Raw genomic sequence first — 22,934 nt, 5'->3', positions numbered from 1 at the left:
GCAACGCCCCGCATGGCGGGTTGTTCAATGCCGGTTCAGTGGGCCGAGACGCCCAGGCGGTTCCACAGGTTGATCATCGCCACCAGGGCGGTCAGGGCGCTGGCCTCGACCTCGCTGTAGTGGACCCGCAGATCGGCGCGCAGTGGGGCCAGGTCGACCTTGGCCGGGAGCTGGGTCAGGGCCTCGGTCCAGGCCAGGGCGGCCTTCTCGGCGGGGGTGTAGTCGGCCACGTGCCGCCAGATGGTCAGGCGATCCAGTCGCTCGTTGGTCTCGCCGTCGTCGCGGGCCTCCTTGGAATGCATCTTCACGCAGAAGGCGCAGTCGTTGAGTTGCGAGGCGCGCAGCTTGAGCAGGTGGAGGAGGCGAGGGGCGACGCCAGCCGCGGCCACCGCCTGCTCGGCGGCGATGAAGGCCTGGTAGACGGCGGGAACGTTCTTGTCGTGGCGGAAGGCGGCGGTGTCGCTCATGGTCCTGGTCCTCGTTGCTGCCCTGGGAAGGGGCTTCGAAGATCAGGACGAGACGGGCGCCCGTCTTGTGACATGGCGCCCGAAGATTTTGCGGAGCGCCACCGCCCCGAAACCGTAAAACCCCCGCGAAAGCGGGGAGCTTACCGGAGTGGGGGCTACTGCAGCCCCTCGCGGCCGATGGCGTAGAAGCGTTCGGCGCGCTGGCGCTTCAGCTCGGCGGGCGTAAGCAGCGACAGCTTCTTCAGTTCGTCCTCGACCGCGTCGCCGACGGCCTTGATGGCGGCTTCCGGATCCGAATGAGCGCCGCCGGCCGGCTCGTCGACGATGCGGTCGACGATGCGCAGCTTAATCAGATCCTGGGCGGTGATCTTCATGTTGGTGGCCGCGTCCTTGGCCCGGGCGCCGTCGCGCCACAGGATCGAGGCCGCGCCTTCCGGCGAGATCACCGAATAGATCGAGTGCTCGAGGATCAGCACGCGGTTGGCGCCGGCCAGCGCGATCGCCCCGCCCGAGCCGCCTTCGCCGGTGACCGTGGCGACCATCGGCGTGCCCAGGGTCAGGCAGCGCTCGGTCGAGCGGGCGATGGCCTCGGCCTGGCCGCGCTCTTCGGCGCCGAGGCCCGGATAGGCGCCGGCGGTGTCGACGAAGGTGACGACCGGCAGGTTGAAGCGCTCGGCCATGTCCATCAGGCGCACGGCCTTGCGGTAGCCCTCGGGGCGGGCCATGCCGAAGTTGTGCTTCAGGCGGGTGGTGGTGTCGTAGCCCTTCTCGTGGCCCATCACGACCACGGGCATGCCGCGGAAGCGGCCAAGGCCCCCGACGATCGCCTGGTCGTCGGCGAACTTGCGGTCGCCGCGCAGCTCGACGAACTCGTCGATCAGGCCCGCGACATAATCACGCAGGTGCGGACGCTGCGGATGGCGGGCGACCATCGTCTTCTGCCAGGCGTCGAGGCCGGCATAGGCTTCCTTGCGAAGGACCTGCACGCGCTCGCGCAGGGCGCCGATCTCGCTGTCGAACGCGCCAGGACCAGCCGTCTCGGAAAGCTTTGAAAGCTCTTCGATCTTGGCTTCCAGGTCGGCGATGGGTCGCTCGAAATCGAGATAGTGCGCGGCCATGAGTCTCTTAACGTCGCCGTTTGCGAAAGGTTGGCGAACCTAGTGCGTGATGACGCCCAGGGAAAGCGCATTCACGCGGAATTGGAACCACCGTCTCGGCGACGGATTCCCTGGTCACGGGATTCCTCCCCAACTGAGTCCTGTTAAGAAACCGAACCCCTATGGTGAATCGAACGCCGATCATTATATTGGGTTCTCAAGAGCCGGCTGCGGAAGTCAGCTGGCGCTGCGGCCCCGCCCATCGAACATGGACACGGCCCGCCTGATGAGGACGATGGTTCCCATGCAGGTGTTCACCTTCTTCTGCGTCGAGCGCGACGGCTCGGTTCCCCGTTTCGACGTCACGGCCTGCGCCGACGACCATGCCGCGCGCGTGCGCGCCGGCGAGCTGTTCGACATGCATCGCGGCTGCAACGAGGTCGAGGTCTGGCGCGGCGCCACGCACCTGTTCAAGGTCGGGGCCGGCGCGGCGGCCTGAACCTTCACGTTCGCGCGGATTCGACCAAGCGCATGATCGGGCAAGGCGCCACATTGGCGTTCTCGACGCACGCAGGATCCTCGCCATGACAGACATCGCCCGCCCTTCCGCCATCGCCGAGGACAGCGGCCACGGCGGCGTGCAGATCCTGGTCACGGCCGGGCCTTCGCGCCTGGCCGGCGACCTCAAGCCCTCCGAGGGCGGGCTCGACACCGGCCCCAATCCGCATGACCTGATCGCCGCGGGCCTAGCGGCCTGCACGACCCAGACGCTGCGCCTCTACGCCAGGCGCAAGGGCTGGGCCCTGGGCGCGGTGCGGGTGGAGACCACCTGGCGGCGCCTGCCCGGCCAGGTCCCGGCCGACGTCTTCGATCGGATCATCAGCCTATCGGGCGACCTCGACGCCGAGCAGCGCCAGCGCCTGCTGGAGATCGCCGAGGCCTGCCCGGTGCACAAGATGCTGACCACCGGCGTGAAGGTCGAGACGCGGGTGGCGTAGGGGGTGGTCTATCGCCACTAGATGCTCTTCCTCTGGGGGAGGATTTGGCCCGCTCGCCCCAACCCGCCCCCGCCGCCTTGCGCCACCCGCCCAATCGCGATCACATGCCCGCCGTGATTGCATGGGGGCAGCCAGCGTGACCGAAGCCTTGATCGTCCGGGGGCTGGACAAGACCTTCTCCAAGCCCGCCGTACGCGAGCTGGACCTGACGGTGCACCCGGGCGAGCTCTATGCGCTGCTGGGGCCCAACGGCGCGGGCAAGACCACGACGCTGCGGATGGTGGCGGGCCTGACCAAGCCCGACAAGGGCTCGATCAGCATCTTCGGCATCGACGCCCTGGCCGATCCGGCGGCGGCCAAGGCGGTGACGGCCTGGGCGCCGGACGAGGCGATGATCTACGACCGCCTGACCCCGCTGGAATACCTGGAGTTCGTCGCCGGCCTGTGGAACGTCGAGCCCAGGCACGCCAAGGCCAGGGCGGTGGAACTGCTGGAGACCTTGGGCCTGGCGAGCGAGGCGCGGCGGCGGTGCGAGGGCTTCTCGCGCGGGATGAAGCAGAAGGTGGCCCTGGCCGGCGCCCTGATCCACGATCCCCGCCTGCTGATCCTCGACGAGCCGCTGACGGGCCTGGACGCGGCCTCGGCGCGCCTGGTCAAGGACATGCTGCAGGCCCGCGTCGACGCCGGCGGCACGGTGATCCTGACCACCCACATTCTCGAGGTCGCCGAGCGCATGGCCGACCGCATCGGCATCATCGCCGGCGGCCGCCTGCTGGCCGAGGGCACGCTGGACGCCCTGCGAGCCCAGGCTGGGCAGGGCGGCGGCGACACCCTGGAAGACGTCTTCCTGCAACTGACCGCCGATGGAGCGCCCGCGTGAGCCTGCTGCGTCCCGGCGGGGTTCCCTGGCTGCTCGCCCACGAGATGCGGCTGAGCTTTCGCGCCCTGATGGGCAAGCGGGCCATGGGCGGCGTCGGGGCGATGATCGGCCTTGCGATCCTGGCTTTGGTGATGCTGAGCGGCGGGGTGGTCATCGGCCTGGCCTTGCGCAAGCTGGACGTGCCGGTGGTCCCGCTGTCGGCCGCCATTGCCCTGGCCTGCTGCGCCACGGCCTTCACCCTGATGCTGTCCCAGACCCTGGCGGCGGCCAGCGAGGCCCTGTACGAGCGCGGCGATCTTGACCTGCTGTTTTCCTCGCCGATCGCGCCGCGCACCGTGCTGCTGGTCCGGGCCCTGGGCGTGGCGACCGGCGTGCTGACGGTGTTCCTGATCTTCGTCACACCCTTGTTGGGACCGGCGATCATCCTCGGGCATCCGAAGTGGCTGGGCCTGTTCGGGGTGCTGGCGGCCTTGGCCCTGCTGGCCACCGCCACGGGCCTGACGCTCGCCATGTTCCTGTTCCGGCTGATCGGCCCGCGCCGCACGCGCACCGTGGCCCAGGTGCTGGCGGCGTTGACGGGCGCGGCCTTCTTCCTGGTCAGCCAGATCCGCACGCTGATGGGCGAGCGGGCCAGCGAGAGTCTGTTCCAGTCGCTGGCGCGCGAGGCCGCCGAAGGCCGCATGAAGATTCCGCCGATCGGCTACTGGCCGCTGAAGGCGATGCTGGGCGAGCCCCTGCCGCTGCTGGTCATGCTGGCGATCGGGGCAGGAGCCTTCGTCCTGGCGGCGCTGTCTCTGGGCAAGCGCTTCGCCGACGCCGCGGCGGCCACGCAAGGGGCCGAAGCCTCGGCCGCCAGGCCCGCCAAGGGGCGCGACCGGGCCTTCGCGGGCGGGGTGTTCGCCGCCACCCTGGCCAAGGAGCTGCGGCTGATCCTGCGCGATGCGAGCCTCTTGTCGCAGGTGCTGCTGCGGGTGCTCTACCTGGTGCCGACCGCGGTGATCCTCAGCCGCAACGCTGGTCACGGCGACGGCGGCGCGGCCCTGGCCGGCGGCGCGGGCGTGGTGGTGTTCCTGGCCGGGCAGGTGGCCGGGAGCCTGGCCTGGATCACCCTGTCGGCCGAGGAGAGCCCCGACCTGCTGGCCGTGTCGCCGGCCGCCACGCGCAGCCTGCGCCGGGCCAAGCTGGCCGCCGCCCTGCTGCCGGTGGCGCTGCTGCTGGCGGTTCCCCTGGGCCTTCTGCTGTGGCTGGCCCCGGTCACGGCGCTGTGGACGACGCTGGGCGCGGGGCTGTCGGCCTGGGCCTGCGGCCTGATCAACGTCTGGCATCAGAAGCCGGGCAAACGGGCCGACTTCAAGCGCCGCCGGGGCGCCTCGTGGTTCGCCACCTTGGCCGAGGTGGTGGTCTCGGCCCTGCTGGCCGGCGCGACCGGCCTCGCGGTGGCGGGCCTCTCGCCCTGGGCGACGATCCCGCTGGCCTGCGCGGGCCTGGCCATGCTGGCCTTGCGCCGCAGCGACGAGCAGATCGCCAAGGTGCTGCGGATGGCGTGAGGGCCTGACCCCCTCAGTCGGCTTCGCCGACAGCTCCCCCAGAGGGGAGCATCTTTGAGCCGGCGCCAATAGATCCTCCCCCTCTGGGGGAGGTGGGCCGGAGGGGGGACGTTTTCAGCGGCTATAGAGGTGGCCGATTTCGGGAGAGGACCCTTGGTCAGCAGTCCAGCAGCGCCGTGATCGCGCACTCCAAGCCCTCGGGCTTGAAGTCGATCCTCGCTTCGCCGGACAGCTCCGAGGCCAGGCCGCGCTCGATCAGGCGCGAGCCGAAGCCGCGGCGGGTGGGGGCGATCACCGGCGGTCCGCCGCTTTCGCGCCAGCGCAGGGAAAGGCGCGGCACGCCGCTGTAGTCCACGCTCCAGCTGATCGTCACCTGTCCGCCCTGGCGTGACAGGGCGCCGTACTTCACCGCGTTGGTGGCCAGTTCGTGCAGCGCCATCGACAGCGACAGGGCCGGTCGGGGCGACAGGCGCACCGACGGCCCGTCCAGCACGAAACGGCCCTCGCCGCCGTGCACGGCCACCAGGCGATCGACGATGTCCAGCAGGTCGGCGCCTTCCCAGTTCTCTCGGGTCAAGACGTCGTGGGCTTCGGACAGGGCGATGATGCGGGCGGTGAAGGCTTCCTGCGCGGCCGGCAGCGAGCGCGCGGCGTGGAAGGTCTGGCCGGCGATGGCCTGGATGGTGGCCAGCGAGTTCTTCACGCGGTGGTTCAGCTCGTTGACCAGCAGCCGCAGGTGCAGCTCGGCCCGCTTGCGGTCGGTGATGTTGACGGTGGTGCCGATCATGCGGATCGGCTTGCCCTGCGCGTCGAAGAAGGCCTTGCCCTTGGCCGACAGCCAGCGCTCGACCCCGTCCTCCCGGCCGATCACCCGGAACTCGACGTCGTAGTCGGCGCGGATGCGGCCATCCAGCGTGCGGCGCAGCGCCTCGCGCACGTCGTCGCGGTCGGCGCGGTGCAGGTTGGTGTAGAAGTCGTCGCGCACGACGGGCGTGCCCGGCGCCACGCCGAACATGGCGTAGCAACGGTCCGACCACGTCAGGACGTCGTTCCTGATGTCGAGGTCCCAGGTGCCGACGTCGGCGGCCTCGATGGCCAGGCGCAGCGTCTCTTCCTGCGAAACCAGCCTGCGGGCGGCCTCCTTGCGCTCGGTGACGTCGGAGCCGACGCCGACGAAGCGCACGCAGGCGCCACGCTCGAAATAGGCCCGCCCGAACACCTCGATCCAGCGCAGGGCGCCGTCGGACGGGCGCACGATGCGGTACTCGACATTGATCAGCCCGTCGCCGCCCGGGTCGGTGGCCGAGCCCACGGCCGCCAGCACGCCGTCGACATCGTCGGGATGCACCAGGGCCAGAAAGCTGTCGAAATCCTGCGGACCGGGCTCGGCCACGCCGAACATCTCGCAGGATCGCTTGTCCCAGTAGCGCTGGCCGGTGCTGGGATTGTGGTCCCAGCGGCCCATGCCGGCCGCCTCCATGGCGATGTCGCGGTCGAGGCGGGCCTCCAGGAGCTGGCCTTCCATCCGCTTGCGCTCGGTGATGTCGAAGACGACGCCGGCGTTGCGGTCGGCCTGGCCGTCGGCGTCGAGATAGCAGTGGCCGCTGGCCGCCACCCAGCGCACCGAGCCGTCGGCCTGCACCAGGCGGTATTCGTCGGCGAAATCGCCGCCGGTCTGCATCGCCGCCAGGGCGATGTCTCGCACCCGCTCGCGGTCCTCGTCGTGGACGGCCGGGGTGAAGCGCTGAGCCGGCAGGCCCTGCGCGGCGAAGGCGGGGTCCACCTGGTGCAGTTGGGCGTAGCGGGCGTCGCAATAGACCCGGTTGGCCTTGATGTCCCACTCCCAGGCGCCGACGCCGCCGGCGGCGTCCAGGGCCATGTCGTAGCGGGCCCGGGTGGTGCGCAGTTCCTTCTCGGTCTCGACCGCGCCGGTGATCTCGACGGCCGAGATCAGCACGCCGCCGACGCCGGTGGGCGCGGTCTGGTCGGGCACGGGGCTATAGCTCACGGCGAAATGGGCCAGCCGCGCCTCGCCGGCCTCGCGCTCGACCTGAAGCGGCATGCGTTCGAGGGCGTAGCCGCCGCTCTCGCCCGACAGGATGTCCTGGTGGATGCCCAGGAGGGTGGCGCGGAAGGCGTCCGAATGCTGCGTGAAGGGCCGGCCCAGCGCGTCGGGATGACGCTCGCGCAGCGAGGGCGCGTAGGCGTCGTTGTAGATCAGGATCAGCTCAGGACCCCAGCGCAGGGCCATGGGGAAGTTGGTGGCCATCAGCATGTCGACGGCGAGCGCCAGGCTGGGCGACCACGCGTCACGTGGACCCAGGGGGGTCTTCGACCAGTCGAAAGCCTTCACGCGCTCGGCCATTTCCCCGCCGGCCAGGCGCGTGAACGCAGGCAAGCTCCGCCCTTCGCCCTGCGGCATGGCGTTTTGTCCCTCCCACCGGCTCCCCTAAAGCCGGGTCCGGGCGAACAATGGCCAGACGGCCTGACGGGTTGCAAGGGCGGGACGCGACCCCTGCGCGCAAGCGTCGCAGTCGGTTCGGCCCAGGGGTGTGGTTTTCGCGGCGCGGGCGAGCGGGCTCGACCCTGGGGAGCGCCGATCCTTGGCAGCGCGCAGAAAAAAGGCCGCCTCGGACGAGGCGGCCTTTCCTGGGAGCCGGGCTCCTTAGTCGATAGGGCTCCAGCGGGTCTCGACCTGCTGCACGCCGCGCTTGGGGCCGCGGAAGTCGCCGCCGCCAGCGGCCGCCTTGCCCTGGCCTTGGCCCTGAGCGCCGCCCTTGCCGCGGCCGCCGTTACGACCCTCGCCACGACCCTGGGCCTGCTGGCCGCCGCCTTGGCCGCCCTTGCCCTGGGCGCTCTTGCCCTGGCCGCCGCCGTTGCGGTTGCGCTTGCGGCGCAGTTCCGACGGCACGTTGTTGCGCGGATCGGCCTTGCGCGGGTCGACGTACTTCTCGGCCGGGGCCAGCTTGTCGGCGACGGCCGCGGCGGCCGCCAGGGCCTTGTCGTTGCGGCGGTCGAAGGACGGGATCTTCTGGCGGGTGGCCTTCTCGATGTCCTTCAGCAGGCTGCGCTCGTCGTCCGAGCAGAAGCTGATGGCCACGCCGTCCTTGCCCTTGCGGGCGGTGCGGCCGATCCGGTGGACATAGGCCTCCGGCACGTTGGGCAGTTCGTAGTTGAAGACGTGGCTGATGTCGTTGACGTCGATGCCGCGGGCGGCGATGTCGGTCGCCACCAGGGCCTTGACCTCGCCCGCCTTGAAGGCCGCCAGGGCGCGCTCGCGCTGGCCCTGCGTCTTGTCGCCGTGGATCGAGGCGCTCTCGATGCCGGCGGCGGTCAGGTACTTGGCCACGCGGTCGGCGCCGCGCTTGGTGCGGGTGAAGACGATCGAGCGCTCGACGCTGCGGTCGGCCAGCAGTTCCGCCAGTAGCGGACGCTTGCGCTGGGCCTCGATGTAGATCAGCGACTGCTCGATGCGCTCGACCGTGGTGGCTTGCGGGGTGATCGACACCGAGGCCGGGTTCTTCAGCAGCTCGCCGGCCAGCTTGCCGATCTCGCCCGGCATGGTGGCCGAGAAGAACAGGTTCTGGCGGTCCTTCGGCAGCTGGCTGGCGATCTTGCGGATCGGCACCACGAAGCCCAGGTCGAGCATCTGGTCGGCCTCGTCGAGCACGAAGATCTCGACGCCGCCCAGGGTGGCGCTCTTTTCGCCCAGGTGGTCCATCAGGCGACCGGGCGTGGCGACGACCACGTCGACGCCGGCGGCCAGGGCGCGCATCTGCGGGCCGTACTTGACGCCGCCGAAGATGGTGGCGACCGACAGGCCCAGGTGCGCGGCGTAGGCCTTGAAGTTGTCGGCGATCTGGGTCGCCAGTTCGCGGGTCGGCGACAGCACCAGGCAGCGGAAGCCGCGGCGCGGGGCCGGACGGCGGTCCTCGGCCAGGCGGTGCAGGATCGGCAGGGCGAAGGCGGCCGTCTTGCCGGTGCCGGTCTGGGCGATGCCCAGGAGGTCGCGGCCCTTCATGACGATCGGAATGGCCTGGGCCTGGATCGGGGTGGGCTGGGTGTAGCCCTTGTCGGCCAGCGCCTTGAGGATGGGCTTGGCGAGGCCGAGGTCGGTGAATTGAGTCACTACGGACGTATCTTTCATGCGGTCGCAAGACGGCGCGCGCGGTCCTCGCACGGCTCGCCTGGCGGCGGGTCGGTGGGGAGCGCCCCGCGTGATACGGGCGGTCTATGAGAAGCTTTCAGGGCGCTCGACAGGCTGAACCCAGTGGGGTTCGTCACGCGGCTGGAGCACCGATAGCGCCGACTGGCGCGGGGCTCATATCGTATATCGCAGGTGCGAAGTCAAGGGAGAGGCTTGGGGCGCAAGGGGTTGCGGGGAGTTGGGCAAAGGAACCTCCCCCTCTGGGGGAGGCGATCGCGCAGCGATCGGTGGGGGGAGTTGGTGAGAAATTGGCCGCCGCCTCGGAAGCGGAAAACGGCCCCCCTCCGGCCCTTCGGGCCACCTCCCCCAGAGGGGGAGGATTTTCTAGGCGCGACGCTCTTCGAGATGCTCCCCCGCTGGGGGAGCTGTCGGCGAAGCCGACTGAGGGGGTGTCGCCGCCGTCGAGAACGCCACCACCTCCGACAGCCCGCGCGGCGTGGCCGTCTCCACGCCCAGCAGCGCGGCGATCTCGACCGCCGGCTTGGGGCGGCTGATGAAGTAGCCCTGGATCTCGCCGCAGCCCTGGCGGCGCAGTTCGTGCAGCTGTTCCTCGGACTCCACGCCCTCGGCGGTGGTGGTGATGCCCAGGCTGGCGCCCAGGTCGAGCACGGCCTTGATGATCGCCAGGGCGTCGGCGTCGTCGAGGATGTCGCGCACGAAGGTCTGGTCGATCTTGATCTTGTCGAACGGGAAGCTGCGCAAATAGCTCAGCGAGCTGTAGCCCGTGCCGAAGTCGTCCATCGAGATGCGCACGCCCAGGGCTTTCAGGTCATGCAGAATGGCCATGTTCGAGGCGCTGTCCTGCAGGAGCACGCTCTCGGTGATCTCCAGTTCCAGGCGCTCGGCGGCCAGGCCCGAGGCGGCCAGGGCCTGGACCACGGTGGCGGCCAGGCGCCGGTCGCGGAACTGGGCGGGCGACAGGTTCACCGCCAGGCGCACGTGCTGCGGCCAGCGGGCGGCCTCGTCGCAGGCGGCGCGCAGCACCCAGTCGCCCAGGGCGCCGATCAGGCCGATTTCCTCGGCCAGCGGGATGAACTCGCCGGGCGAGACCATGCCGCGCTCGGGGTGGAACCAGCGCAGCAAGGCCTCGCAGCCGGTGACGCGGTCGGCCTCCAGGTCGAACAGCGGCTGGTAGAACAGCTCGAACTGGCCTTCGCTGAGCGCCTTGCGCAGGTCCAGTTCCAGGGCGCGGCGGGCCTGCAGTTGCTCGTCCATGGCCCGTTCGAAGAAGTGGAAGGTGCCCTTGCCGTCGGCCTTGGCGCGATAGAGGGCCATGTCGGCCTTCTTGAGCAGCTCGTCGCAGTCCAGGCCGTCGTCGGGCGAGACGGCGACGCCGACGCTGCCGCCGATCACCACCTGATGTCCCAGAAGGTCGAACGGCGCCTCCAGGGCCTCGACGATGCGGGCGGCCAGGCGCGTGGCGCCGGAGAGGTCGGTCAGGCCCATCTGCACCACGGCGAACTCGTCGCCGCCCAGGCGGGCCACGGTGTCGCCGTCGCGGACGCAGGCCCGCAGGCGCTCGGCGGCGGCCTTCAGCAGGGCGTCGCCGACCGGGTGGCCCAGGGTGTCGTTGACCACCTTGAAGCGATCCAGGTCGACGCAGTGCACGGCCACCAGGTCCTCGCGCCGCGCGGCGCGGGCCAGGGCGTCCGACAGGTCCTTGTGGAACAACAGGCGGTTGGGCAGTTCGGTCAGTGGATCATAGTGCGCCAGGCGGGCGATCTGGGCCTCGGCCCGCTTGCGCTCGGCGATGTCTTCCGAAACGCCCAGCAGGTATTCGGGGCGGCCCTCGGCGTCGAGGATGGCGATCTTCTTGGTGCGCAGGATGGCGGTGGAGCCGTCCTTGCGGGGGATCAGGTCCTCCTCGATGACCTTGACCTCGCCCGAGCGCACGACCTCGGCGTCGCGGGCGTGATAGATCGCCGCCTGAACCGGATCGAAGAAGGCCTCGTCGGTGCGGCCCATCATCTCTTCGCGGCTGTAGCCCAGGATCTTCTCGCCGGCGCGGTTGAGCAGGACGTAGCTCTGGTCCGAAGCGCGCTTGACGAACACCATCGACGGGATGGACTCGACCACGGCGGTCATGAAGGTGCGGGCGCGCTCCTCGTCGGCCTTCGCAGCGGCCAAGGCGTCGAGGTTGCGGCGGTTGGTCTCGCTGGCGGCCTGCAGCAGGCCGATGACGGTGCCGACGCCCAGATAGCGGCCGCCGTCGGTGACGATGAAGCCCCGCAGCAGGTCGCTGGCGCGGTAGGACAGGCTGTCATTGGTGAAGGCGGCCAGCTCGACATCGGCCTCGACGACCAGCGGCTCGCGGTCCATCAGCACTTCGATGGGGCGGTTGGCGTAGAGAGCGCGGCCGTACTCGGCGGCCATGCGCAGGAAGAAGGCGTTGCGCTCGACCAGGCCCACGGGGCGGTCGTCGGCGTCCAGCACCGGGATGATCAGGGTGTCGGGCTCCTCGCGGAACCGCTCGTACAGCGTCTTGCCGAGGTCTTCCGCCCGCGCCGGGGCCAGGGAAGAAACGGTGTCGCGCAGGGTGAACATCGAAATACGCCTCCACTCGCGAGGCTGAATGGCGGTTTCACGCCTAACGAGGTGCTAAACTTGACCGTGAGGACTATCGGTTTCGCGAAAACTTCACGGCCGCGTCACAGTGATTTCGGGCGCGTTTACTGTGACCTTGGAGGTCGAATACTCAGTAGGCTGACGAAGTAACCTTTCCGGAGCGCCTGGGCAAAAATGGGCCAGGAGACGGTTCCCTCCCTGGGCCCCAAGGCCTAGTTAGGGCCCGTCCGAGGAGTACCCGTCATGCCCAGTTCCCTGCCGCTTCGCCATTTCCTGCTGGCTTTGGCGGTGGTGGCGGTGTGGGGAACCAACTTCGTGGTCATCCGCCAGGCGCTGAACCACCTGCCGCCGCTGACCTTCGCCACCCTGCGCTTCACCTTCGTGCTGCTGCCGCTGGTGTTCTTCGTCAAGAAGCCGGCGGTGTCGTGGCTCAATCTCGCCGGCTATGGCCTGCTGATCGGGGCGGGGCAGTTCGGCCTGCTGTTCGTGGCCATGAAGGGCCACATCTCGCCGGGCCTGGCCTCGCTGATCCTGCAGACCCAGGTGTTCTTCACCATCGCCCTGGCCATGCAGATCAACCGCGAGCGGGTGCGGGGCTTCCAGGTGGTCGCCCTGCTGCTGGCGGTCGCGGGGATCGCGATCATCGCCCTGCATGGCGGCGGCTCGGCTACCCCGCTGGGCGTGGGCCTTGGCCTGCTGGCGGCGCTGAGCTGGGGCTGCGGCAACATCGTCGCCCGCCAGGCCGGGCCAGTGAACATGCTGGGCTACGTGGTCTGGGCCAGCCTGTTCTCGATTCCGCCGCTGCTGGGCATGGCCCTGTGGCTGGAAGGCTGGCCGGCCATGGTCAAGGGCGTGACCCATGCCGACCTCGGCACCTGGGTGGCGGTGGTCTGGCAGGCGGTGGGCAACACCATGTTCGGCTATGGCGCCTGGGGCTGGCTCCTGGCCCGCCATCCGGCCGCCACCATCACCCCGATGGCCCTGCTGGTGCCGGTGTTCGGCATGAGCGCCTCGGCCCTGCTGCTGGGCGAGGGCCTGCCGGCCTGGAAGCTGCTGGCGGCGGGCCTCGTTCTGGCCGGCTTGGCGGTCAACATGCTGTGGCCGAAGATCCGGGCGCTGCGGGCCGCGCCCGCGGCCTAACTCCATGACTTGACGTACGGTTGCGCTCGCCCGACCCTTCAGCTTGAGGGGGAGGCGACATGCAGCGACGTACATTCATCATCGGAACGGTCGGACTGACCGCGGCGCCGGCGATCGCGTTGGCCGAGACCGGCTGGAGCGAGCCGATGGCCATCCGCTTCGCGTCGGGTTCGGCCGAGCTTGGCGCTTCGCAGCACGGCGAGCTGGAGGCGGCGGTCAAGGCCTTTCAGGCGCGGTCGAACCCACGCAACGGCGACTGGGTCCGCGTCACCGGCTACATGGACCAGGCCGAGCGATCGCAGTTCCTGAGGGAGCTGCCATTGCAAAGGGCGAACGGCGTCGCCCAGGCCTTCGAGGATCTGGAAGGCGCGCGGGGGCGGACCAGGCCTCGGCAGGGAACGGGCCTCTTGGTGCACAAACCCGGCCCGCTGGCGGAAAACCGCGTCGTCCTGCTGTCCTGGCGGGTCTCCTCTTGAAAAGGCGACGGCGCCCCGGCATCGAGGCGGCCTTCTTTTCCCGAGTGACCGCCCATGACCAGCGCCCGCTACGACTTCGCCTCCGACAACGTCGCCGGGGCCATGCCCGAGGTGATGGAGGCGCTGCTCTCCGCCAACGCCGGTACGGCGTCGGGCTATGGGACCGACCATGTCAGCCAGGCGGCGGGCGACCGCATCCGCGCCGCGCTGGACGCCGACGCCGAGGTCAAGTTCATGCCGTCGGGCACGGCGGCCAACGCCTTCGCCCTGACCCTGCTGGCCTCGCCGCACGAGGCCGTGCTGGCCCACGAACACGCCCATATCTGCACCGACGAGACCGGCGCGCCGGGCTTCTTCGGCCAGGGCGTGGGCTTGATCGGCCTGCCCGGCGCCTCGGGCAAGATCGAGCAGGCCGCGCTCGAGGCGGCGCTGGGTGAGCCCGACGTCTCCTACCGCCAGCCGGCCGCGGCCCTGTCGCTGACCACGGCCACGGAGTACGGCACGGTCTATTCGGAAGCCGCCCTGAAGGCGCTGATCGATCCGACCAAGGCCAAGGGCTACGGCGTGCACCTGGACGGCGCGCGGCTGGCCAACGCCGTGGCGGCGGGCTTCGACCTGAAGGCGATCAAGCGCCTGGGCGTCGACATTCTGGTCATGGGCGGCACCAAGGCCGGCTCGACCCCGACCGAGGCGGTGGTGTTCCTGGATCCCGCCCATCGCCGCCGCCTGGATGCACGGATCAAGCACGCCGGCCAGCTGGTCTCCAAGGGCCGCTTCCTGGCCGCGCCGTGGCTGGCCTTGCTGGAAGAGAACGGCGGGACCGGCCTCTGGGCCGCCCGCGCGGCGCACGCCAACGCCATGGCGCAAAAGCTGGCCGCCCTGATGCCCTATCCGATCGCCCATCCGGTCGAGGCCAACGGGATTTTCGTGACCATGAGCGACGCGGCGCTGGACCTGCTGCGCGGCGAGGGCTGGTTTGTCTATCGCTTCCTGGACGGTTCGGCCCGGTTCATGTGCTCGTGGGCGACGACGAGCGAGATGGTGGAGGAACTGGGCGCGGCGTTGCAGCGCGTGGCGGCGGTGGAGGGGGCGTAACCCCCTCAGTCGGCTTCGCCGACAGCTCCCCCAAAGGGGGAGCATCTTGCTGACTAGATCCTCCCCCTTTGGGGAAGGTGGCCCGGAGGGCCGGAGGGGGCCTTCGCCCTACCCCTCGAAATACCGCTCCACCTGCTCGGCCCAGCCATAGGACGTCTTCGACAGCTGCTCGCGATCGTAGGCGGGGCTGTCCTTGAAGCGGTCCTTAGACAGGTCGGTGGCGTAGGCTTCGGTCTTGTCATCGAAGGTCAGGATGCGCCAGGGCAGGGGATGGTACTTGCCGCCGGTGAACAGGCCGGCCGGCTCGACGGCGACATAGCGGCCGACGCCGGCGTCGCGGTCGACGAAGACCTCGCGGATCACGCCCAGCTTGTGGCCCTTGGGATCGGTGACCGAAACCCCGATCAGGTCGCCGCTCTTCACCAGCCGATCGTCCAGCGACATGGCGTTCCTCCTTTGAAGCTTTCTTTGGCAACGCCCGTCGCGTCGAGGGAGTTGCCAGCGCTGGCAAAGCCCGCGATGGATCGGGCATGAACATCGCCGCACCGTCCACCGACCGTCCGATCGTCCTGGTCGCCGCCGCCGCCCTGATCGACGTCGACGGGCGGGTGCTGATCTGCCAGCGCCCCGAGGGCAAGTCGCTGGCGGGCCTGTGGGAGTTTCCAGGCGGCAAGGTCGAGAAGGGTGAGACGCCCGAGGAATGCCTGATCCGCGAACTGCACGAGGAGCTGGGCATCACGGTGGCTCAGGCGTGCCTCGCGCCCTTCGTCTTCGCCTCGCACACCTACGAGAAGTTCCACCTGCTGATGCCGCTCTATCTGCTGCGGCGCTGGGAGGGGCTGGTGACGGCCAAGGAGCACAAGGCCATGGCCTGGGTGAAGCCCGACAAGTTGTCGGACTACGAGATGCCGCCGGCCGACATTCCCCTGGTGGCCTGGTTGCGGGACGTGCTTTAACTCAGACAAATCGCGCGAAGGCGCGAAGCGTTTGAGGAAACGACCGTGACGACTTTCGACCCGCAGCCTTCGCGACGCATCCTTCTGGCCGGCGCGGGCGCCCTGGGTCTCAGCGGCGTCGCGGGCGGCGCGCAGGCGGCGGAGGCCGCGCCGCTGCTTAATCCGGTGGTGCGGCAGCGGGCCGACGCCCAGGTCTTCAAGCACACGGACGGCTACTACTATCTGACGGGTTCCGTGCCCGAGTACGACCGGCTGATCGTGCGCCGCTCGCGCACCCTGGCGGGCCTGGCCACGGCGCAGGAGGCGGTGATCTGGCGGCGGCCGACCGAAGGCAAGCTGGGCGGCTACATCTGGGCGCCCGAACTGCACTGGCTGGACGGCGCCTGGCACATGTATTTCGCCGCCGGCGACAAGGGCCAGCCGTTCCGCATCCGCACCTACGTGCTGCGCTGCCAGGGCAAGGACGCCCTGACCGGAAGCTGGAGCCTGCTGGGCGAGGTGCAGACCCCGTGGGACAGCTTCAACCTCGACTCCACGATCTTCCACCACAAGGGCGTGCGCTGGTTCTGCTGGGCCCAGAAGGAGCCGGGGATCGAGACCAACAGCAACCTCTACCTCGCCCCGCTGGCCACGCCGCTGACCCTTGGCCGGCCGCCCGTACGCCTGACCGTGCCGACGCTGGACTGGGAGGTGCGCGGCTTCAAGGTAGCCGAGGCGCCGGCCGTGCTGATCCGCAATGGCCGCGTCTTCATCGCCTATTCGGCCAGCGCCACCGATGACCGCTACTGCCTGGGCCTTTTGACCGCCGACGCGGACGCCGACCTGATGTCGGAGGCCTCGTGGAGCAAGTCGCCGGTCCCGGTGTTCGTCTCGTCGGAGGAAACCGGCGTCTGGGGCCCGGGCCACAACTCGTTCACCGTCGACGAGCAGGGGCGCGACGTCCTGGTGTTCCACGGCCGCGACTACAAGGTGATCAAGGGCAATCCGCTGTTCGACCCCAACCGCCACACGCGGGTGCAGCGGCTCTACTACAAGCCCGATGGGACGCCGGACTTCGGCGTGCCGGCGGGGAGGGGCGAGATCCCCGACCGCCTGTCGCCGCTGGACCGGCCGGGCGCGTTCCTGCGCGTCGAGGGGGAAGCAGTGAGCGTCGGCCAGGGGGCGTTGGCGACCACTCAACTGCGCCAGAAGGTAGGGGCAGGCGGGTTGGTGACACTGGAGCCGATCCTGCGGCCGGGGCATGGGCTGAAGGTCGAGGGTGGCGGCGTCGTGGTCGCCGAGGCGGCGACGGGCTTCCGGCGCGTGAAGGGCCTGGCCGGCAAGGGCGTGTCGTTCCAGGCGCTGGGCGGCGGGTACCTGATGCACCGTGACGGCGCGGTGGTGGTCGGGCCGGCGAAGGACGCGAAGGCTAGGAAAGCGGCGACGTTCTTGGTGAGCTGAGGCAGGGGAGGCCCCCTCAGTCGCTCCGCGACAGCTCCCCCAGAGGGGGAGCATCTTCTTGGCGGGGCGGCGTCCAAGATCCTCCCCCTCCTGGGGGAGGTGGCCCGGAGGGCCGGAGGGGGGACGTTTTCAGCTTTCGAGGTGGTGGTCGGTCATCACCGACTTCCCCCTCCGTCGCCTTCGGCGACACCTCCCCCTTCAGGGGGAGGATCTCCGTCAGCCGGCCTTGTCGCCGGCCGGCTGCTCCTTCACTCCCAGCGCATCCGCCAGCCGCATCTTGGCCGACCCAGGCCGCAGGGGCTTCTGCTGGCTGTCGTGCGGGGCCCAGCCGGTGGCGGTGACGATCTCGAAGGTGGCGGGCACGCGGCCGTCGGCCTCGGCGAAACGCTCCTGATAGATCTCCAGCGCCCTGAACAGCAGCTTGCGGGTCAGGGGCTTGCGCGAGCGGTCGAGCAGCACGCTGGTCTCGCCCATCCGGCGCAGGTCCTGCAGCAGGGCGATCGGGTGGGCGTAGCGCACCTTGACCCGATCGATGTCGGCCACCGGCAGGGTGAAGCCGGCGCGTTGCAGAAGGCCCGCCGCGTCCACCGTGTCGGCGAAGGGCGAGACGCGCATCGAGACGCCGCCCGAAATCTCGTCCTCGGCGGCCATCAGCGATTGGCGAAGTTCGGTCAGGGTGGCGCCGCCGAACAGGGCGCCGATGAAGAGGCCGTCGGGGCGCAGCGCGCGGCGGATCTGGATCAGGGCGCCCACCAGGTCGTTGGTCCAGTGCAGGGCCAGGGTGGAGACGACGAGGTCCAGCGTCTCGTCGCCGAACGGCAGGCGTTCCTCGTCGGCGACCACGGTCGCGCCGCTGCGCCCGGCCAGCATCCGGGCCGACAGGTCGGTGTCGATCAAGAGGCCGATCTTGCCGGCGGCGTCGCTTTCCGACAGCGCCGCGCGGAAAGCGCCGTCTCGGCTTCCGAGATCGACGGCGACCGGAAACTCCCGCAGGATCGCCTCCAGCCGCATGACCGCGTCACCCGCGGCGCGCGCCTTGAGGAAGCCGGCCTGGCCGAAATGCGGCGCGGCGCGGTCGAGGCGGGCCCGAAGGAGGTCGCGGTCGAAGAGGAGGGGCGAACTGGTCATGCGGGCGGAACATGGCGATTCCTTCTCCCGATGGAAAGCAGCAGGGCGATGGAAACCCGGTCCACGCTTCACGGCGCTCGGACGCGGCCTGCTCGACCTGATCCTGCCGCCCCGCGCCTTCGATGGCGAGGCGGCCCTGACGCCGGGACTGTCGGCCGGGGCCTGGAGCCGCATCGTCTTTCTCGACGGACCGGTCTGCGACGGCTGCGGCGCGCCGTTTCCGTTCGACCAGGGCGAGCCGCTGTGCGCGCTTTGCCTGGCGCGGCCCAGGGCCTTCGCGCGGGCCAGGGCCGCCTGCCTCTATGACGAACATTCCCGCGACTTGGTGCTGAAGCTCAAGCACGCCGACCGCACCGACCTGTCGGGCCTGTTCGCGCGCTGGATCTCGCGCGCCGCGCCCGACCTGCTGGACGAGGCCGATGCGGTGGTCCCCGTGCCGATCCATGCCGCGCGCCTGCTGCGCCGCCGCTACAACCAGGCCGCCGAGATCGCCCGGCCGCTGGCCCGCGCGGCGGGGCGGCCCTACCTGGCCGACGCCCTGGTGCGCAGGCGCGACACCGCCAGCCAGGGCGGCAAGTCGGCCGACGGACGCCGTCGCAACGTCGCCGCCGCCTTCGCCGTGCCTGGGCGCAAGCAGCCTCTCATCGAGGGAAAGCGGGTGCTGCTGGTCGACGACGTGCTGACCACCGGGGCCACCGCCGAGGGCTGCGCGCGGGCCCTGCTGGCGGCCGGAGCTTCGGCTGTCGACCTGACTGTCGTCGCGCGCGTTACAGAAATGCGAAGCCGTCCTATATGAGGGCGGGAATCCAACCCTTTGGAACCGAAATGGCCAAGGTCACCATCTACACCCGTCCCTTCTGCGGCTACTGCGCCCGCGCCCTGAAGCTGCTCAACGACAAGGGCGCCGACTTCACCGAGATCGAAGCCGGCATGGACCCCAAGCTGCGCCAGGAAATGATGGACCGCTCGGGCCGCAACACCTTCCCGCAGATCTTCGTCGGCGAACAGCACATCGGCGGCTGCGACGACATGATGGCCCTCGAGCGCGAGGGCAAGCTGGACGGTCTTCTCGCCGCATGAGCCCGTCCGCGCCTCTGCGCGTCGGCCTGGTCCAGACCCGCACGCCCGCGACTCACGAAGCGGCGCTGGCCCATGTGGCCCCGCTGGTTCGCGAGGCGATCGGGCAGGGCGCGCGCTTCGTGCTGACGCCGGAGTGCACCAACGTCCTGCAGAAGGACCGCGCCAGGCTGCTGCCGACCCTGACGGCGCTGGAGGACGATCCGGTGGTGAGCGGCCTGCGGGTCATCGCCGCCGAGACCGGAACCTGGATCGACGTCGGCTCGGCCCTGGTGCTGCGCGAGGACGGCAAGGCCGCCAATCGTCAGGCCGTCATCGACCCGACCGGCGCGATCGTCGCCACCTACGACAAGCTGTACATGTTCGACGTGCAGCTGCCCAACGGTGAGACGGCGAAGGAATCGGCCACCTACACCCCCGGCGAGCGGGCGGTGGTGGTCGACACGCCGCTGGCCGCCTTCGGCCTGACCATCTGCTACGACATGCGCTTTCCGGCCCTGCATCGGGCCCTGGCGCTGGCAGGGGCCAAGGTGATCACCGCGCCGGCCGCCTTCACCCGTCCCACCGGCGAGGCCCATTGGGAGGTGCTGCTGCGCGCCCGGGCCATCGAGACCGGCTCGTTCGTGATCGCCGCCGCGCAAGGTGGTTTCCACGAGGACGGGCGCGGCACCTGGGGTCGCTCGATCGCCATCGGCCCTTGGGGCGAGGTGCTCGGCAAGCTCGATCACGACGAACCCGGCGTGCTGATCGCCGACCTCGACCTTTCCGCCGCCGACAAGGCCCGCGCGGCCATCCCGGTCCTGGCCAACGCCCGTGCATTCACGGGCCCCTGACCCCATATCTGTAAGGCCATGATCAAGTACGCGCTCGCCTGTGACCATGCGCACGAGTTCGAAGGCTGGTTCGGCTCGTCGAGCGACTATGACGACCAGGCCGCCCGTGGCCTCGTCGAATGTCCCGTGTGCGGCTCGACCGGCGTGCGCAAGCAGATCATGGCCCCCGCCGTTGCGGGGACGAAGGCGCAGCGCTCGGCGCCGCAGCCCGACGCCCGCATGCGCGAGATGATGATGACCGCCATGAGCGAGGTGCGCCGCGAGGTCGAAGAGAACTTCGACTATGTTGGCGACCGCTTCGCCAAGGAGGCCCGCGACATCCACGAGGGCAGGTCCGAGGAGCGCGGCATCTATGGCGAGGCTTCGCCCAAGGAGGTCGAGAGCCTGCTGGAGGACGGCGTCAGGATCGCCGCCCTGCCGCCCGCGCCGCCGAAGAAGACGGACGTTAACTAGACCTCGCCGTTGTGCGCGCCGCGATCGTGGCGCAGCTTGAGCTTATGCGAGATTTCAGGCTGTGGTTGATTCCCCTGGCGGTCGTCGGCGCGCTCGGCGCGGCCGGTCCATCGACCGCGGCCCCGCGCCCAAAGGTTTTCTCGGCGTCGCACCAGCTGGGTTTCAGCGGCGCGCGGGTGACCGTGCGCGAGGACTATCGCGCCACGAAATGGCCGGTCGCTCGCCGCACCTTCGTGCTGCGCGGGGCCGGCGGCAAGACGACCTCTCTGGCCCTCGCCAATGGCGGTGCGAACGAGCTCAGCACGCTCAGCCTCTATGGCAATGGCGACAGGTTCTTCCTGATCGGGGCGATCGAGTGCGTCGAGTTCGACCCGGTCATGGTCACCGCCGCGCGCTGCCGCAAGCGTCCGCCCTGCGCCACCTTCGGGCGGGAGGGCGTGCGCTTCCTGGGGCGCTTCGACTGGGCGAACGGCTTCGACCCGCCGCATGGACGGTTCGGCTTGCGCTGGCGCTTCCTGCCGCTGGAGGACGCCTCGGAGACGTCCTTCTGCCCCGACCGCTAAGCGCTAGCCCAGCTTTTCCTTGAAGAACGCCAGGGTGCGGCCGTTGGCGGTCTCGGCGTCGGCCTTGTCGTAGTGGTTGCCGCCAGGCCGCGCGAAGGCGTGGTTGCGGCCCGGATAGACGTGGACCTCGACGTTGGGGCGGCCGGCCAGGGCCTCGACGATGGCGGCGCGGGCCTCGGGGCCGATGAATTCGTCCTCGCCGGCCAGGTGCATCAGCAGCGGGGCCTTCACGCCGTCCGCCTCGCCGACATAACGCTCGGTGCCGCCGCCGTAATAGGCCACAGCCGCGTCGGGCGCGCCGCGGGCCGCGCCGAGGAAGGTCATCAGCCCGCCCAGACAGTAGCCGGTCAGCCCGACCTTGTCGTTGCCGCCCTCTATGCCGCGGGCGGCCTCGACCGTCTTGAGCACGTCGGCCGCGCCCTGGTCGAAGTCATAGGCGGTGTAGATGTCGATGGCCTTCTTCCAGTTCTCCTCGCTGTTTTCCGACATCGAGAGGCCAGGCTCCGTCCGCCAGAAGAGATCGGGGCAGACGGCGATGAAGCCCTGCACGGCGTACTCGGCGGCGATCAGCCGGATGCCGGCGTTGACGCCGAAGATCTCCTGCACGACCACGACGACCGGCGCCGGGCCGGGCGTGTCGGGGCGGAACACCAGGGCCTGGAAGCTTCCGTCGTCGGTCTGGATGGTCAGGCTCTCGGCCATGGTCGTGCTCCTCGCGTCTACGAAGGCCGAGCATGCCGGGCTCACGGAACGGAGGCTTGAACGATGCCGACCTTCCTTGGCGCACATGGCGGGCGGTTGGTTCAAGCCCGCGCTGCGCGCTCAGTCGAGCGGTGGGAGGATGGCTCTGCGAACGAGCGTCACCTTGCGGATCCGTGCGCCGGGTTCGGCCGGCAGATCAAAGACGGCGGTCCAGGCCTGATCCGGACCTCTGGCCGAGCCGGGCTCCCGCGCCATGGATGTCTGCAGATCGACCCGGTAGCAGTTGAAGCCGCGACGGCAATCGTCGCGGCGGCCGGCCATGCTGACCGATCGCGGGCGGAACAGGCGTTCCTTGACCGCGGCCTCTGGGCAGCGGCCTTGGGCGCAGGTGACGACGAGGTCGGCGTCCGCCGTCCGAAGGGCCGTCACCAGCGCCTTTGCGGCCATGACTGCGTCAATATCCGTCGAGAGGAAGAAGTCGGTCGTCGCCGGAATGTTGGACCAGATGACGGATGGCTCGTAGGGCAGGCGCGCGCAGTCGGCGTCCTGTTCTTCGAGCGTGGCGGCGGGCTTGTCGACGAGCAGATACTCGGTGCGAGACCTGACGCTGCGTACCCGCCACACGGCGGTTGCCTCGGGCATGTCGCGGACGGCGATGGAGAAGCTGTCGAGCCCGCAGACGCCGATCATCTCGGCTCTCGGCGGGGTCTGGCCGCCGATCCTGCGAAGCTGCCCCTCCTGGGTGAACCCCGGACGAACCTCGGCGACAAAATCGTTAAGGAGGGCCTGGATCCCTGCGCTTTGCTCTACCGGGAGCGGCGCTTGAAAGGGCTGGGCCTGGGCGGGGAGGCCCACCACGAGGATGGCGAAGACGGCGGCTAAGCGGCGGCTCATGCCCTAGGTTTAGCGCGTGGTGGAACCAAGTCCATGGGTTGCATTTCCGCTCGCCTCGATCCGACCGAGGCGAGCGGAGGCATTCCGCTTAGCGGTAGCGGTACTCGTAGTGGCAGTTCTTCTTGGAGTTCTTCTTGGCGATCTGGTTGCCGGCCACCGCGCCGACCACGCCGCCGAGGATCGCGCCCTCGGTCTTGGCGCCGTTGCCGGCCACGGCCGCGCCGAGCGTGCCGCCGGTCAGGCCGCCGATCACGGTGCCCTTGTTGCGCGCCTTCTTGGTGCTCTTGCAGACGAGCACGCGTTCGCGGCGCTGCTGGGCCTCGGCGGCGGTGACGGCGAGCGTGGAAGCGGTGAAGGCGAGGCTTACCGCGACGATCAAGGTTTTCATCTGGACGCGCATGGCGACCTCCGTTTGA

Annotated in this window: 24 protein-coding genes; 14 read left to right on the top strand and 10 right to left on the bottom strand. The window is 69.8% G+C overall.

Annotated elements, in window-relative coordinates; translation table 11 throughout:
• Positions 1 to 35 precede the first annotated feature (35 nt).
• Together ACODR1_RS11780 and ACODR1_RS11775 are read right to left on the bottom strand one after the other, a co-directional pair.
• Positions 36 to 467, bottom strand: a complete 432-nt coding sequence (locus ACODR1_RS11780) for a carboxymuconolactone decarboxylase family protein (protein ID WP_488880615.1) — start codon at positions 465 to 467, stop codon at positions 36 to 38.
• 155 nt (positions 468 to 622) lie between these two features.
• Positions 623 to 1,585, bottom strand: a complete 963-nt coding sequence (locus ACODR1_RS11775; RefSeq protein ID WP_488880614.1) for an acetyl-CoA carboxylase carboxyltransferase subunit alpha — start codon at positions 1,583 to 1,585, stop codon at positions 623 to 625.
• Between the two features lie 283 nt (positions 1,586 to 1,868).
• Between ACODR1_RS11775 and ACODR1_RS11770 the strand changes: the two genes are divergently transcribed.
• The 4 genes from ACODR1_RS11770 to ACODR1_RS11755 all read left to right on the top strand — a co-directional run bounded on the left by ACODR1_RS11770 (position 1,869) and on the right by ACODR1_RS11755 (position 4,989).
• Positions 1,869 to 2,063, top strand: coding sequence for a hypothetical protein (locus tag ACODR1_RS11770; protein WP_488880613.1), 195 nt, complete (start codon positions 1,869 to 1,871; stop codon positions 2,061 to 2,063).
• Between the two features lie 85 nt (positions 2,064 to 2,148).
• On the top strand, positions 2,149 to 2,562 hold the full coding sequence (locus tag ACODR1_RS11765) for an OsmC family protein (protein ID WP_488880612.1): 414 nt from the start codon (positions 2,149 to 2,151) through the stop codon (positions 2,560 to 2,562).
• A gap of 121 nt (positions 2,563 to 2,683) precedes the next feature.
• Positions 2,684 to 3,442: an ABC transporter ATP-binding protein gene (locus ACODR1_RS11760; protein WP_488880611.1), complete on the top strand. Its 759-nt coding sequence runs from the start codon at positions 2,684 to 2,686 to the stop codon at positions 3,440 to 3,442.
• Positions 3,439 to 4,989, top strand: a complete 1,551-nt coding sequence (locus tag ACODR1_RS11755) for a hypothetical protein (protein WP_488880610.1) — start codon at positions 3,439 to 3,441, stop codon at positions 4,987 to 4,989. Before ACODR1_RS11760 ends, ACODR1_RS11755 begins: the two co-directional genes overlap by 4 nt.
• A 157-nt stretch (positions 4,990 to 5,146) precedes the next feature.
• On the opposite strand, the gene ACODR1_RS11750 is transcribed toward ACODR1_RS11755, so the two are convergent.
• The 3 genes from ACODR1_RS11750 to ACODR1_RS11740 all read right to left on the bottom strand — a co-directional run bounded on the left by ACODR1_RS11750 (position 5,147) and on the right by ACODR1_RS11740 (position 11,740).
• On the bottom strand, positions 5,147 to 7,387 hold the full coding sequence (locus ACODR1_RS11750; RefSeq protein ID WP_488880609.1) for a sensor histidine kinase: 2,241 nt from the start codon (positions 7,385 to 7,387) through the stop codon (positions 5,147 to 5,149).
• A 267-nt stretch (positions 7,388 to 7,654) separates the two neighbouring features.
• On the bottom strand, positions 7,655 to 9,118 hold the full coding sequence (locus ACODR1_RS11745; protein WP_488880608.1) for a DEAD/DEAH box helicase: 1,464 nt from the start codon (positions 9,116 to 9,118) through the stop codon (positions 7,655 to 7,657).
• 402 nt (positions 9,119 to 9,520) lie between these two features.
• A complete protein-coding gene (locus ACODR1_RS11740; RefSeq protein WP_488880607.1) occupies positions 9,521 to 11,740 on the bottom strand; it encodes a putative bifunctional diguanylate cyclase/phosphodiesterase in 2,220 nt (739 codons plus the stop codon).
• Between the two features lie 264 nt (positions 11,741 to 12,004).
• Between ACODR1_RS11740 and ACODR1_RS11735 the strand changes: the two genes are divergently transcribed.
• The 3 genes from ACODR1_RS11735 to ACODR1_RS11725 are packed head-to-tail and all read left to right on the top strand — an operon-like array spanning position 12,005 to position 14,472.
• On the top strand, positions 12,005 to 12,901 hold the full coding sequence (locus ACODR1_RS11735; protein WP_488880606.1) for an EamA family transporter: 897 nt from the start codon (positions 12,005 to 12,007) through the stop codon (positions 12,899 to 12,901).
• Positions 12,902 to 12,960: 59 nt separating this feature from the next.
• Positions 12,961 to 13,377, top strand: a complete 417-nt coding sequence (locus ACODR1_RS11730) for an OmpA family protein (RefSeq protein WP_488880605.1) — start codon at positions 12,961 to 12,963, stop codon at positions 13,375 to 13,377.
• Between the two features lie 54 nt (positions 13,378 to 13,431).
• Positions 13,432 to 14,472 (top strand): beta-eliminating lyase-related protein, encoded by a 1,041-nt coding sequence (locus ACODR1_RS11725; RefSeq protein ID WP_488880604.1) that lies wholly within the window; start codon positions 13,432 to 13,434, stop codon positions 14,470 to 14,472.
• A gap of 108 nt (positions 14,473 to 14,580) precedes the next feature.
• On the opposite strand, the gene ACODR1_RS11720 is transcribed toward ACODR1_RS11725, so the two are convergent.
• Positions 14,581 to 14,916: a PRC-barrel domain-containing protein gene (locus ACODR1_RS11720; protein ID WP_488880603.1), complete on the bottom strand. Its 336-nt coding sequence runs from the start codon at positions 14,914 to 14,916 to the stop codon at positions 14,581 to 14,583.
• 86 nt (positions 14,917 to 15,002) lie between these two features.
• Between ACODR1_RS11720 and mutT the strand changes: the two genes are divergently transcribed.
• Positions 15,003 to 15,428: an 8-oxo-dGTP diphosphatase MutT gene (gene mutT / locus ACODR1_RS11715; protein ID WP_488880602.1), complete on the top strand. Its 426-nt coding sequence runs from the start codon at positions 15,003 to 15,005 to the stop codon at positions 15,426 to 15,428.
• Positions 15,429 to 15,473: 45 nt separating this feature from the next.
• Positions 15,474 to 16,868 carry a family 43 glycosylhydrolase gene (locus ACODR1_RS11710; RefSeq protein ID WP_488880601.1) on the top strand — a complete coding sequence of 465 codons (1,395 nt, stop codon included), beginning with the start codon at positions 15,474 to 15,476 and terminating at the stop codon, positions 16,866 to 16,868.
• Between the two features lie 216 nt (positions 16,869 to 17,084).
• Here ACODR1_RS11710 and ACODR1_RS11705 read toward each other — a convergent pair whose 3' ends face one another.
• The gene (locus ACODR1_RS11705; RefSeq protein WP_488880600.1) at positions 17,085 to 17,996 is read right to left on the bottom strand and encodes a methyltransferase domain-containing protein; all 912 of its coding nucleotides are present in this window, start codon (positions 17,994 to 17,996) and stop codon (positions 17,085 to 17,087) included.
• Between ACODR1_RS11705 and ACODR1_RS11700 the strand changes: the two genes are divergently transcribed.
• The 5 genes from ACODR1_RS11700 to ACODR1_RS11680 are packed head-to-tail and all read left to right on the top strand — an operon-like array spanning position 17,995 to position 20,922.
• On the top strand, positions 17,995 to 18,792 hold the full coding sequence (locus ACODR1_RS11700) for a ComF family protein (RefSeq protein ID WP_488880599.1): 798 nt from the start codon (positions 17,995 to 17,997) through the stop codon (positions 18,790 to 18,792). The two genes, ACODR1_RS11705 and ACODR1_RS11700, sit on opposite strands and share 2 nt — an antisense overlap.
• Before the next feature lie 29 nt (positions 18,793 to 18,821).
• Positions 18,822 to 19,076 (top strand): glutaredoxin 3, encoded by a 255-nt coding sequence (grxC, locus tag ACODR1_RS11695; protein WP_101718258.1) that lies wholly within the window; start codon positions 18,822 to 18,824, stop codon positions 19,074 to 19,076.
• Entirely contained in the window at positions 19,073 to 19,906 is an 834-nt protein-coding gene (locus ACODR1_RS11690; RefSeq protein WP_488880598.1) for a carbon-nitrogen hydrolase family protein, read from the top strand. The genes grxC and ACODR1_RS11690 overlap by 4 nt, the downstream gene beginning before the upstream one ends.
• Before the next feature lie 18 nt (positions 19,907 to 19,924).
• Positions 19,925 to 20,359: a DUF1178 family protein gene (locus ACODR1_RS11685; protein WP_488880597.1), complete on the top strand. Its 435-nt coding sequence runs from the start codon at positions 19,925 to 19,927 to the stop codon at positions 20,357 to 20,359.
• Between the two features lie 44 nt (positions 20,360 to 20,403).
• Positions 20,404 to 20,922, top strand: a complete 519-nt coding sequence (locus ACODR1_RS11680; RefSeq protein ID WP_488880596.1) for a hypothetical protein — start codon at positions 20,404 to 20,406, stop codon at positions 20,920 to 20,922.
• Between the two features lie 3 nt (positions 20,923 to 20,925).
• On the opposite strand, the gene ACODR1_RS11675 is transcribed toward ACODR1_RS11680, so the two are convergent.
• The 3 genes from ACODR1_RS11675 to ACODR1_RS11665 form a co-directional block, all read right to left on the bottom strand.
• Positions 20,926 to 21,624: a dienelactone hydrolase family protein gene (locus ACODR1_RS11675; RefSeq protein WP_488880595.1), complete on the bottom strand. Its 699-nt coding sequence runs from the start codon at positions 21,622 to 21,624 to the stop codon at positions 20,926 to 20,928.
• A 120-nt stretch (positions 21,625 to 21,744) separates the two neighbouring features.
• The gene (locus ACODR1_RS11670; protein WP_488880594.1) at positions 21,745 to 22,518 is read right to left on the bottom strand and encodes a hypothetical protein; all 774 of its coding nucleotides are present in this window, start codon (positions 22,516 to 22,518) and stop codon (positions 21,745 to 21,747) included.
• Positions 22,519 to 22,606: 88 nt separating this feature from the next.
• On the bottom strand, positions 22,607 to 22,918 hold the full coding sequence (locus ACODR1_RS11665) for a glycine zipper 2TM domain-containing protein (protein WP_101718253.1): 312 nt from the start codon (positions 22,916 to 22,918) through the stop codon (positions 22,607 to 22,609).
• Positions 22,919 to 22,934 lie beyond the last annotated feature (16 nt).

The sequence above is a fragment of the Caulobacter sp. FG7 genome (assembly GCF_057808875.1).
This window is presented reverse-complemented; position numbering and strand designations above follow the sequence as displayed.